The 11,550-nt window shown below is 65.2% G+C and carries 9 protein-coding genes; 5 read left to right on the forward strand and 4 right to left on the reverse strand.

The genetic code is table 11. The annotated features are described in order from the left end of the window. Positions 1-124: 124 nt before the first annotated feature. Positions 125-2,716 carry a bifunctional aconitate hydratase 2/2-methylisocitrate dehydratase gene (acnB, locus tag CAL22_RS05360; protein WP_094810979.1) on the reverse strand — a complete coding sequence of 864 codons (2,592 nt, stop codon included), beginning with the start codon at positions 2,714-2,716 and terminating at the stop codon, positions 125-127. 161 nt (positions 2,717-2,877) lie between these two features. Here acnB and CAL22_RS05365 point away from each other — a divergent pair, with 161 nt between their 5' ends. After that, positions 2,878-3,483, forward strand: coding sequence for a 3'-5' exonuclease (locus CAL22_RS05365; protein WP_244193787.1), 606 nt, complete (start codon positions 2,878-2,880; stop codon positions 3,481-3,483). Further along, complete coding sequence (locus CAL22_RS05370) at positions 3,470-3,817, forward strand: nucleotide pyrophosphohydrolase (RefSeq protein ID WP_094810981.1); 348 nt, start codon at positions 3,470-3,472, stop codon at positions 3,815-3,817. Before CAL22_RS05365 ends, CAL22_RS05370 begins: the two co-directional genes overlap by 14 nt. On the opposite strand, the gene CAL22_RS05375 is transcribed toward CAL22_RS05370, so the two are convergent. After that, positions 3,814-4,104, reverse strand: coding sequence for an antibiotic biosynthesis monooxygenase family protein (locus tag CAL22_RS05375; protein ID WP_094810983.1), 291 nt, complete (start codon positions 4,102-4,104; stop codon positions 3,814-3,816). The two genes, CAL22_RS05370 and CAL22_RS05375, sit on opposite strands and share 4 nt — an antisense overlap. A 185-nt stretch (positions 4,105-4,289) precedes the next feature. Between CAL22_RS05375 and CAL22_RS05380 the strand changes: the two genes are divergently transcribed. Together CAL22_RS05380 and CAL22_RS05385 are read left to right on the forward strand one after the other, a co-directional pair. Then, positions 4,290-5,168: an EamA family transporter gene (locus CAL22_RS05380; RefSeq protein WP_094810985.1), complete on the forward strand. Its 879-nt coding sequence runs from the start codon at positions 4,290-4,292 to the stop codon at positions 5,166-5,168. After that, positions 5,165-5,935, forward strand: coding sequence for a TSUP family transporter (locus CAL22_RS05385; protein WP_094810987.1), 771 nt, complete (start codon positions 5,165-5,167; stop codon positions 5,933-5,935). Before CAL22_RS05380 ends, CAL22_RS05385 begins: the two co-directional genes overlap by 4 nt. 1 nt (position 5,936) lies before the next feature. Here the strand turns inward: CAL22_RS05385 and CAL22_RS05390 are convergent, their stop codons facing one another. Both CAL22_RS05390 and CAL22_RS05395 read right to left on the reverse strand, forming a co-directional pair. After that, entirely contained in the window at positions 5,937-8,324 is a 2,388-nt protein-coding gene (locus CAL22_RS05390; RefSeq protein ID WP_432264289.1) for a DUF3772 domain-containing protein, read from the reverse strand. Positions 8,325-8,439: 115 nt separating this feature from the next. Then, the gene (locus CAL22_RS05395) at positions 8,440-9,333 is read right to left on the reverse strand and encodes a LysR family transcriptional regulator (protein ID WP_094810991.1); all 894 of its coding nucleotides are present in this window, start codon (positions 9,331-9,333) and stop codon (positions 8,440-8,442) included. Positions 9,334-9,556: 223 nt separating this feature from the next. Between CAL22_RS05395 and CAL22_RS05400 the strand changes: the two genes are divergently transcribed. Continuing rightward, a complete protein-coding gene (locus CAL22_RS05400; RefSeq protein WP_094810993.1) occupies positions 9,557-11,074 on the forward strand; it encodes an acetyl-CoA hydrolase/transferase family protein in 1,518 nt (505 codons plus the stop codon). Positions 11,075-11,550 lie beyond the last annotated feature (476 nt).

Raw genomic sequence — 11,550 nt, forward strand, 5'->3', positions numbered from 1 at the left:
GTTGCCCAACCTTGGGGTTTTTTTTATGCTTGCCAGGCGGCCGCCCAGAAAGCACAAACCCTCCGTTTTACGGGAGGGTTTGTGGTGTCAGCGCTGCCGGGGCAGGGCTGAGAGGGCTGACCGCTTAGACGGCGACCGAGTCGGCCACGTCCTTGTAGTCGGCGATCTGATCGAAGTTCAGGTACTTGTAGATCTGGTCGCCACTCTTGTTGATGACGCCCATATCGGACAGATACTCTTCCTTCGTCGGGATACGGCCCAGACGCGAGCAAATGGCCGCCAGTTCCGCCGAACCCAGGTACACATTGGTGTTCTTACCCAGCCGGTTGGGGAAGTTGCGGGTGCTGGTCGACATGACGGTCGCGCCTTCGCGCACCTGGGCCTGGTTGCCCATGCACAGCGAGCAGCCCGGCATTTCCGTGCGGGCGCCAGCGGTGCCGAAGACGCCGTAGTGGCCTTCCTCGGTCAGTTGCTGGGCATCCATCTTGGTCGGCGGAGCCACCCACAGCTTGACCGGGATGTCGCGCTTGCCTTCGAGCAGCTTGGAGGCCGCGCGGAAGTGGCCGATGTTGGTCATGCAGCTGCCGATGAACACTTCGTCGATCTTGGAGCCGGCGACGTCCGACAGCGTCTTGACGTCGTCAGGGTCGTTCGGGCAGGCCACGATGGGCTCGTGGATATCGGCCAGATCGATTTCGATCACGGCGGCGTACTCGGCGTCGGCGTCCGGCTCCAGCAGCTTGGGATCGGCCAGCCAGGCTTCCATGGCCTTGATGCGGCGAGCGATGGAGCGCTCGTCTTCATAGCCATTGGCGATCATCCACTTGAGCATCACGATGTTGCTGTTGATGTACTCGATGATGGGCTCTTTGTTCAGGCGCACCGAGCAGCCGGCGGCCGAACGTTCGGCCGAGGCGTCCGACAGTTCAAAGGCTTGTTCCACCTTCAGATCCGGCAGGCCTTCGATTTCGAGAATGCGGCCGGAGAAGATGTTCTTCTTGCCCTGCTTGGCCACCGTCAGCATGCCTTGTTTGATGGCATACAGCGGAATGGCGTTGACCAGGTCGCGCAGCGTCACGCCGGGCTGCATCTTGCCCTTGAAGCGCACCAGCACCGATTCCGGCATGTCCAGCGGCATCACGCCCGTGGCGGCGGCGAAAGCCACCAGGCCCGAGCCGGCCGGGAAGGAAATGCCAATCGGGAAGCGGGTGTGCGAGTCGCCGCCGGTGCCCACGGTATCGGGCAACAGCATGCGGTTGAGCCAGGAGTGGATCACGCCATCGCCCGGACGCAGCGAGATCCCGCCGCGCGTGCTGATGAACTGGGGCAGCGTGTGGTGCGTCTTGACGTCCACGGGCTTGGGGTAGGCGGCGGTGTGGCAGAACGACTGCATCACCAGATCCGCCGAGAAACCCAGGCAGGCCAGGTCTTTCAGTTCGTCGCGGGTCATGGGGCCGGTCGTGTCCTGGCTGCCCACCGAGGTCATCTTCGGTTCGCAGTAGGTGCCCGGGCGCACGCCCTGGCCTTCCGGCAGACCGCAGGCGCGGCCCACCATCTTCTGAGCCAGGCTGAAACCACGGCCGTTGTCGGCCGGATCCATGGGCAGGCGGAACAGCGTCGACGGCGGCAGGCCCAGCGCTTCACGCGCCTTGGACGTCAGGCCGCGGCCGATGATCAGCGGAATCCGTCCGCCGGCGCGCACTTCGTCGAACAGCACATCCGACTTGACCTGGAATTCGGCGATGACTTCGCCGTTCTTCAGTGCTTTGCCGTCGTAGGGGCGCAGTTCGATGACGTCGCCCATTTCCATCTTGGAAACATCGAGTTCGATAGGCAGGGCGCCGGCATCTTCCATGGTGTTGTAGAAGATGGGAGCGATCTTGCTGCCCAGGCACACGCCGCCGAAACGCTTGTTCGGCACGAAGGGGATGTCTTCGCCGGTGAACCACAGCACCGAGTTGGTGGCCGATTTGCGCGAGGAGCCGGTGCCGACCACGTCGCCCACATAGGCGACCAGGTGACCCTTGTCCTTGAGCGATTCGATGAACTTCACCGGGCCGCGCTTGCCGTCTTCTTCGGGCTGGAAGTTGGCGCCTTCGCGCTTGTTCTTCAGCATCGCCAGCGCGTGCATGGGGATGTCCGGACGCGTGGTCGCATCGGGGGCGGGCGACAGGTCGTCGGTATTGGTTTCGCCAGGCACCTTGAAGACCGTGATGGTCAGGCTCTGCGGCACTTCGGGGCGGCTGGTGAACCACTCGGCATCGGCCCAGCTTTGCAGCACGTCGCGCGCATTGGCGTTGCCGCTGTCCGCTTTTTCCTTCACGTCATGGAAGGAGTCGAACATCAGCAGGGTTTTCTTCAGGCCGTCGGCGGCAACCGTGCCTACCTCGGCGTCATCCAGCAGTTCGATCAGCGGGCCGATGTTGTAGCCGCCGAGCATGGTGCCCAGCAGCTCGGTTGCCTTGGCGCGGCTGATCAGCGCACACGATTCTTTGCCCAGCGCGACGGCGGCAAGATAGGAAGCCTTGACCTTGGCGGCGTCGTCCACGCCGGCCGGGACGCGGTGCGTCAGCAGATCCAGCAGGAAGTGTTCCTCGCCGGCGGGCGGGTTCTTCAGCAGTTCGATCAGGTCGGCGGTTTGTTGGGCGGAAAGCGGCAGCGGGGGAATGCCCAGCGCGGCGCGTTCAGCCACATGTTGGCGGTACGTTTCCAGCATGAGAAGCCTGCGAGTGTCGGTTAGTAGGAAGTGTGGGCATTTTAGAACCAACCGGGGTCTGCAAGCAAATGTCTTATATCTTATATAAGACCTGTGGCCTGTGAGCCACGCCAGCGCCTGCGCCCTACAATGGCGGCTTTCTTCTCAGGCCGGGGTGGCACTTGCCAAATTCTGTTGCGTTGCGCCGACGTCCGCCGTCTGGCGATGCCGTCACCGCGCGCGCCTTGCTGGCGTTGGGCGGCGACTTCGTGGTCGCCGACCTGGAGACCACCGGTTTGTCGGCGTCCTCCTGCGAAATCCTGGAGTTCGCCGCGGTGGCGGTGGATATCGAGGGCCGGATCACGCGCGAGTTCAGCCAGGTCGTGCGCATCGCGGGCCGGGTGCCCGCTTTCATTGCGCGCCTGACCGGCATCTCGCAGCAGGAAGTCACCCGGCAGGGCCAGCCCATCGAGCAGGTATTCGGCGATTTTCGCGCCTTCGTGGGCGCCGCGCCGGTGTTCTTCCACAACGCGGCGTTCGACACCCGGTTTCTGCAGGCGACCTCGCAGCGTTGCGGCCTGCCTTTCGACAACGACACCTATTGCACCTTGCGGCTGGCGCGCCACGCCTGGCCGGAGTTGCCCTCGCACAAACTGGGGATACTGGCTGCGCATCTGGGGGCGGCCACGCCCACCCACCGCGCGCTGGCCGATGTGCATACCACCGTCGCTGTCGCTCTGGCGGCGCGCGCGCGCCTGGCAGCGGGGAGGGCGCATGTCGGAGCTTGAGGCCATCAAACAGGCATTGCGGGAATTTGCCGCCGAGCGCCAATGGCAGCCGTTTCATAGCCCCAAGAACCTCGCCATGGCCTTGTCCGGCGAGGCCGGCGAGCTGGCGGCGGTGTTCCAGTGGCTGACCGAGGCCCAGTCGCGTGCGCTGGATGCGCGTCAGCGCGAAGCGGCGCTGGACGAAATCGCCGATGTGCAGATGTATCTGGTGGCGCTGGCCGACCAGCTGGACGTGGATATCGCCCAGGCGGTGCAGCGCAAGATGGCGAAGAACGCGCTCAAGTATCCGGCGCAGGCCTTTCGCGGCAGCGCCCGGAAATACAACGAAGACTAGACGACGCGCGCTTCGTGATGCACCTGCGGCGGCGCGGCAAAGTGATCGCCCACCAGGCGGCGCCACTCCTGAAAATCGGCGGAGTTACGAAAATCGACCATGTGGTTGTCCACGGTTTCCCATTGGACGACCAGGGTGTAGTCCTGCGCGGATTCTTCCCAGCGATGCAGTTCGACGCCGTGGCAGCCCTTGGCGCGCAAAAATAGCGGCACGGCGGCCTTCACTCCGGCTTCGAATGCGGCTTCCTGGCCGGCCTTGACGCGAATACTGGCGATTTCGTGGATCACGTAGGATCTCCATGAGGGGGCGGCCTGCGGGCCGCGGACGGCCTCATCCTAGCGTGAAGCCGGCCCTCTTGCCTATGCGCGCGTGCGCCGGGCCAGGGCTTACCGCGGGCTGAAAGCGTCCGCAGCGGGGCTGTGGGCACTTCTGTACACTCGGCTTCTTTCCCATCCGCCGCCGTCGCGCCGCCATGCCCTTTACCCATTTGTTGTTGGCCCTGCTCGTGGTTTTCATCTGGGGCACCAACTTCGTCGTCATCAAATGGGGGCTGGCTGATTTCCCGCCCTTTCTGTTCGCGGCGCTGCGCTTCATTCTGTGCGTGCTGCCCTGGCTGTTTTTCTTCCGGCGCCCCAAGGTGCCGTGGTCGGCGCTGGCCGCGGTCGGGGTGCTGCTCGGCGCCGGCCAATTCGGCCTGCTGTATTGGGCCATGCAGGGCAGCATCTCTCCCGGGCTGGCTTCCCTGGTCGTGCAGTCGCAGGTCTTTTTCACCATCATTCTGGCGGTAATCCTCGCCGGCGAGCGTCCTCGTGGCGGGCAATACGCCGCGTTGGGGCTGGCTGCGGCCGGTTACCTGTTGGTGGCCTGGCACAGTGTGGCCGATCCTGCCGCGGCGGTGACGCTGGGCGGACTGGGCCTGGTGCTGGCGGCCGGTCTTTGCTGGGCGTGCGCCAATACGGTGGTGCGCGGCGTGGGCCGGGTCAATATGGCGGCCTTTATCGTCTGGAGCAGCGTGTTCGCCATTGTTCCCGTGCTGCTCATCAGCCTGTTGATGGAAGGTCCCGCCCGGATGGCGCAGGCGATCAGCCACGCCGGCTGGGCCGCGTGGGCGACGGTGCTCTGGCAGGCCGTGGGCAATACGGTCGTGGGATTCGGCGTCTGGAACTGGTTGCTGGTGCGCCATCCTGCCGCGCTCGTCACGCCGCTGGCGCTGCTGGTGCCGGTGTTCGGCATGCTGTCGTCCGCGCTGCTGCTCGGCGAGCCGCTGCCCGGCTGGAAAATCCTGGCCACCCTTCTGGTCATGGCCGGCCTGGCCTTGAATATCTACGCCGGCCGGAGCCGCCGCGCATGACGCCCACCCAGCACCTCTTGTTTCTGCTGGCCGTCGCGGTGGCCACCTATGCCCAGACCATGACGGGCTTTGCCTTCGGGCTGGTGCTGTTGGGGCTGTCGAGCCTGTTCGCATTGGCGCCATTGCCCGATATGTCCAATACCGTCAGCATTCTGACGCTGATCAATGCGCTGGTGGCCATCGGCCGCAATCGTCCCCAGGTGAATTGGACCTTGCTGCGACCGGCCATGATCAGCAGCCTGGTCGGTGTGGCGCTGGGGGTCGCGGCGCTGGATTCCATCCATGGCCGCATGTCGGTGGTGCTGCAGTGGCTGCTGGGCCTGACCATTCTGGTCTGTGCGTTCATGCTGATCATGCAGGCCCGGCAACTGCCGCGGGTGTCGTCGCGGCCGGTCTTCGTGTTCTTCGGACTGATCTCGGGCCTGTTGGGCGGGCTGTTCTCCAGCGCCGGCCCCCCCATGGTCTATCAGTTGTACCGCCAGCCCCTGCCCTTGGCCGTGATCCGCAATTCCTTGCTGGTTCTGTTCGCCGCCAACGCCGTGGTGCGCCTGGCCCTGGTGAGCTGGCAGGGCACGCTGCACGCCAATACCCTGTGGATGAGCCTGGAAGCGTTACCGGTCGTGGTCATCCTCACGATGCTCGTGCGGCGGTTCGCGACGGCGGACTCCATCCGCGCCGTCAAACGGATGGTGTTCGTGCTGCTGATCGCCGCCGGCCTGGGCCTGGTCGGGCCCGCTACGCGGACCTTGTGGCAGATGGCCTTTTGAGTCAGAGGGGCGCGGCCGCGCTGGTCTCGGGGGGCGGCTCGGCCGGCTTGGCGTTCTCGCTGCGCAGAATCATGGTGTTGGGCGAGGACATCTCCAGTCCGGCCTCGTCCAGGCGACGCAGCATCTCGAACAGCAGCGCGCTGCGCACGCCATAGGCCGCGCGCGGCGAACTGACATAAGCCTTGGCGTTGAAGGTCAGATGGCCATTATCGATGCCATCCAGATAGACATTGGGGGCGGGGTTCTCCAGGATGTCCTCGTGGCTGTCGAAGACTTCCAGCATGATCTGTCGCACCCGTGCCGCATCCGTGTTCAGCGGCATGGGCAGTTTGATCTGCACCAGCCCGATGGGGTTGGCGTGCGTGACGTTGCGCACGGTCTTGGTGATGAATTCGGAGTTCGGCACGATCACCGTGGACCGGTCGCTCATCTGGATTTCGGTGGCCCGCACATTGATGCGCTGGATGTCGCCCTCGATGCCGCCCAGCGAGACCCAGTCGCCCACCTTTACCGGCCGCTCGGCTAGCAGAATGAGGCCGGAGACAAAGTTCTGCACTACGGCTTGCAGCCCGAAACCGATACCCACCGACAGCGCGCTGGCAATCCAGGCCACGCGTTCCAGGCCGATACCCAGGGCGGACAGCGCCAGCGCCACCGAAACCACCACGCCGGCGTAGCCGAACAAGGTGGCCGCGGAAGCCTGCATGCCGGGGTCCAGTTCCGTCGTGGGCAGATAGCGCGTCGTGAGCCAGCGTTTGAGCAGGCGCACCGACAGCAAGCCGACCGCCAGCACCAGCAGGGCCTGGGCGACCGCGCCGGGGCGGATCTGCACCTCGCCGATCTGCAGCCCTTTGTACAAGCCGTCGAGGCGATGCAACAGATCGGTGGGCGCTTCGCCGAAGGGGGCCGCCAGCAGCACCACGGCGATCAGAATCACCATCAGGCGCCCCACGCCGGACAGCAACACGCCGGCCTGCCCGCGCAGGCGCGCCTGCAAGGTAAGCGGCTCTTCCTTGGCCGGCCCGCTCAGCAGCGTGGTGAAACCATCGTCGATCAGCACCGACGCCAGGTAGGCCGTGGCGATGACGACCAGCGTCCACATCGCCTGCCGCACGAGAAAACTACCCAGCGCGGCGTAACCCGTCAACAGCGCCAGCAGGCTCAAGCCCAGAACGGCCCAGGCGACGGCGGTCAGGCCCGCCAGCCATAGCGGCCTGGGCGGCGGGGTCTCGGCCAGGCTGCGGCGCAGCCGTTCGGTGCGCGCCAGCGCCGCCATCAGCACCAGCGTCATGATGGTGACCACCAGATTGTTCAGCGCGATGGTGCCGGTCAGGCTGGCGTTGATGAGCACGGGCAGGCGCTCGGCCAGCCAGGCCGCCACGACCAGCACGCCCAGGGTCAGCGGCAGCCAGCGCAGGCCGTCGGCCACGACGTCGGGCAAAGGGGGCAGGCGCCACGAGGGGCGGTGAATGGACAGCAGGGCATAACCCAACCCCGCCACGAAACCGCCAAACGCCGCCATTTCCACCAGGCTCGATAGCAGCGTTTGTACATCATCGGCGATGTCGCCATGCCAGGTCAGGCCGATCACCACCAACTCCGCGACCAGGGCCGGAGCCAGCGTGGACAGGGCCACCACGGCCACCGCCAGGACCGAGCGCCGCAGCCTGCCGGGCGGCACGCGCGTGGCGGTCAGCTTCATCAGCATCTGCCCGGCCCAGTAGCGCAAGGCCACCACCGCGGCGATCAGAATCAGCAGGGTGGTCCAGGCCCAGCCCGGCGTGTCGGCGACCGTGGCCTTGAGTTCATCGAGCAGATCATTCAGCCGCGCCAGGTCGCGCGGCAATTCGCCGCGCAACTCCGACCAGAAACTGGCAGCCAGCAAGGATCCGCGCCGCTCGCCGAGCCGCGCTTGAAATTGCGTGCGGCGCAGCCCCGAGATCTGTTCGGCGGTCTGGGCGGCTTCGACCGATAGCAGGCGAGCCAGTTTGATCTGTGCATCGAGATTGCGGTTGTTCTTCTCGAGCTGCGCGCGCTGGGCCGCGACATCCGGCGTATCGCGCCCGCCGTCGGCGATCGGGCCCAGCTCGGTCAGCCGGGCCGCGACGCTGGCTTGCTGCGGCGTCAAGGCTTCGGCGATGGCATCGGCCTGGGCCTGGATCTGCAAGGCGTCGCTGCGGCGCTGGACCAGGACATCATCGTTGGTCTGTTGATCCAGGTCTTTGCGCAGCGCGTCGATCGCCTTGCGGGCATCGGCCAGCGTCGTCTCCGCGTCGCCCGCCGTGGTGGGCGGCTGCGCGCCGGCTGCGGCGCCCAGCGCCAGCGCCAGGACGACAAACAGGCGCAGGCAGGCCATGCGCCAGAGAGAAAGAGTCGGTTTCATGGTCAATGCTCAAGAACTGAGCCAGCATAGCAAGCGTTGCGGCGCGGCGTGCGCCAACCACCGGGGGCGGTGCAACAGAATATATCGGCTGGCAGTGTACGCCTGTCAGCCTTTCCTGCGCCTAGGCGGCGCGCGGGCCCAGCACCTCATCGCAGATCGTCAGCCAGGCGCGGGCGGCATAGGAGAGATAGCGGTCACGAACCCAGATGTGGCCGATCTCCCACTGCACCCCGGAGCGCGCCAGCCGGGCCGTGCTCAGGCCGCGTGTCTTGAGTAACTGCACCAGCGGCTCGGGCAGGATGGCCGTGCCCAGCCCGGAGCCGGCCATCGCGGCCAGAAAGTCCCAATGGGCGCTCTGCGCCGCCACTTGGGGGGCGAAGCCGGCCGACTCGCATGCCTGCCGCAGCCGGCGCGTCAGGGCGAAGTCCTCCGTGGGGATGAGCAGCGGCACATCGCGCAGGGCGCTCAGCGGCAGGGTGGTCTTGCCCGCCCACACCGCATCGGCGGCGCCCACGGCCCAAAGCGGGTAGCTGCCAAACCGCCGGGCTTGCAGGGGCCCGGTGGCCGCGACCGGCAATACCGTGGCGCCGACCTCGATTTCACCGGCCGAGACGAGGCGCTCGACCGCCTGTCCGGTGCCTTCGCGCAGGCTGAGGCGGATCTGCGGATAGCGCTCGCGAAAGCGCTGCACCACGGGGATGAACAGCAGGTTGATCATGGGCGGAATCCCCACCTCGAGCTCGCCGCGTTCCAGTTCCACCGCCTGGCGCACTTCGGCATTCAGCTGGCGCATCGCGCCCAGGATATGCAGCCCGCGCTCGTAGACGATGCGGCCGGTATCGGTGGGGCGGGCAGTATGGCCGTCGCGGATCAGCAGCGGCGTGCCCACCTCTTCCTCCAGCTGGCGGATCATCTTGCTCACCGTGGATTGGGTCACGAACAGCTTCCGGGCCGCCTGCGTAAAGCTGGCGCAACTGACGGTTTCCACGAAATAGCGCAGGGCGCGAATGTCCATAGCGGCGAAATGATGAAAAAAACGACTTGTTTTGATGATTTTAAGTCATTACGACTTTCTTTCGCGCGTTTCTATACTCCAGAGAACACGTCATCGGCGGGCCGCGTCCCGTGATGGCGAATTGGAAAACGCCGCGACAGACGGTGTCCAGGCATGTGGAGACCAGATCTGTCAGCAACGTGTCGTGGGCGCACGTTGGTCGGCACAGATGTCTGGAGACACCATGGACCTCGACCGTATCCGTCACGCCGGGCTGCGCTCGCGTGTGACAACTGCCCGGGCAGCCGCCGAATTGATTCAGGACGGCATGACCGTCGGCATGAGCGGCTTTACCCGTGCCGGCGATTGCAAGGCCGTGCCGGTCGCGTTGGCCGAACGCGCTGCGCAGGAACCCCTGCAGATCACCCTTATTACCGGCGCTTCGCTGGGCCACGATACCGATAAGCTGCTGGCCGAAGCCGGCGTGCTGGCCCGCCGCCTGCCTTTTCAGGTCGACAGCACCCTGCGCCGCAACATCAATCAGGGCGCCATTCACTTCATTGATCAGCACCTGTCGGAAACCGTCGAACAGCTGCGCAGTGGCCATATCGGTCCCGTTGACGTCGCCATCATCGAGGCGGCGGCCATCACTGAGGACGGCGGCATCGTGCCCACCATGTCGGTGGGCAACTCCGCGTCCTTTGCGGAGCAGGCGGCCGTGGTGATCGTGGAAATCAACCAGAGCGTGCCGGCCGCCATCGAAGGTCTGCACGATATCTACGTGCCGGCCCCTCACGGCGAGCGCCAGCCGCTGCCCCTGGTCACACCCGACCAGCGCATCGGCAGCACGGCCATCCGCGTGGATCCGGCAAAAATCGCCGCCATCGTCTTCACCAGCGCGCCGGACAGCCCCTCCAACGCCTTACCGGCCGATGACGAGACGGCCGGGATCGCGGGCCATATCGTGCGTTTTCTGGAAGGCGAAGTGGCGGCCGGGCGCCTGACGCCCTCCTTATTACCCTTGCAGGCCGGCATCGGCACCATCGCCAACGCGGTGCTGCAGGGATTCGGCCAGGCCGGCTTTGAAGGCCTGACCATGTACTCCGAGGTACTGCAAGACAGCGCCATTTCCTTGCTGGACAGCGGCAAGCTGGCCTTTGCGTCCGCCTCGTCCATCACGGTGTCGCAGCCGGTCTACGACAAACTGCTCAACAACCTTGAGCACTACCGAGACCGTCTGGTGCTGCGCCCGCAGGAAATCAGCAACGCGCCGGAAATCGTGCGCCGCCTGGGCATCATCGCCATCAATACGGCGCTGGAGTTCGATATCTACGGCAATGTGAACTCCACGCACGTGGGCGGCACCCATATGATGAATGGCATCGGCGGTTCGGGCGACTTCGCCCGCAATGCCCACCTGGCCATCTTCGTGAGCAAATCCGTCGCCAAAAACGGTGACATATCTAGTGTCGTGCCCATGGTGCCCCATGTGGACCACAACGAGCACGATGTGGACATCCTGGTCACCGAATGCGGGCTGGCCGATTTGCGGGGGCTCGCGCCCCGTGAGCGCGCCCAGGCCGTGATCGACAACTGTGTCCATCCCTCCTATCGCGCCGCGCTGCAGGATTATTTCGACCGCGCCTGTGAGCGGGGAGGGCAGACGCCCCATTTGCTGGAAGAGGCTTTCTCCTGGCACCAGCGCTACAACGCCACCGATTCCATGCGCGAGCCTGAGCCCACGGCCAGGCGCGTGGCTTGACGGTTGTCTCCGGAGCGCGCCGCGCTTCTTGATAAAGGGCCGTCAGGCCCTTTTTTTTGTCCGCGGCGGGGCGTCATCGGTCCCTCTCTATATAGAGGGACCTTGGGTAATGGGGCGGGCGGACCGCCTGCGGCAGGTCCTTCCGTCCCTGTAAGGGCTATCCCTGTCAGGGCTAGTACCAGTCCGATTTTGACAGATAAAAAAACCGTGCTATAGTTCGCCCCCTCGCAGCACAGACAGCAATGCAAACGCAACGCAGCCGGTGTAGCGAGACCGAAGCGAGATGGTTTTTCGGGTTCCAAAGCGATTGCCGCATGAGCGGGGCGCAGGAAGCGAAAGGGGTCTCTGACACGGGGAGGGTGGTTTAGGCGTAGCGCCGGCCGGGATTCCAGTGTTGCACGACGGTGTAGAAATAAAGCAGCTTCGGTTGCATGATCTGCAAAAGTTGTGTTATAGTTTCGGGCTTGGCAGTTAAC

It is taken from the genome of Bordetella genomosp. 12, from assembly GCF_002261355.1.
Lineage (GTDB): Bacteria > Pseudomonadota > Gammaproteobacteria > Burkholderiales > Burkholderiaceae_B > Bordetella.

Coding starts and splice junctions, on each gene's coding strand:
- CAL22_RS05395 (WP_094810991.1), bottom strand. CDS start 9,333: ATGGACATTCGCGCCCTGCGCTATTTCGTGGAAACCGTCAGTTGCGCC.
- CAL22_RS05370 (WP_094810981.1), top strand. CDS start 3,470: ATGTCGGAGCTTGAGGCCATCAAACAGGCATTGCGGGAATTTGCCGCC.
- CAL22_RS05385 (WP_094810987.1), top strand. CDS start 5,165: ATGACGCCCACCCAGCACCTCTTGTTTCTGCTGGCCGTCGCGGTGGCC.
- acnB (WP_094810979.1), bottom strand. CDS start 2,716: ATGCTGGAAACGTACCGCCAACATGTGGCTGAACGCGCCGCGCTGGGC.
- CAL22_RS05400 (WP_094810993.1), top strand. CDS start 9,557: ATGGACCTCGACCGTATCCGTCACGCCGGGCTGCGCTCGCGTGTGACA.
- CAL22_RS05380 (WP_094810985.1), top strand. CDS start 4,290: ATGCCCTTTACCCATTTGTTGTTGGCCCTGCTCGTGGTTTTCATCTGG.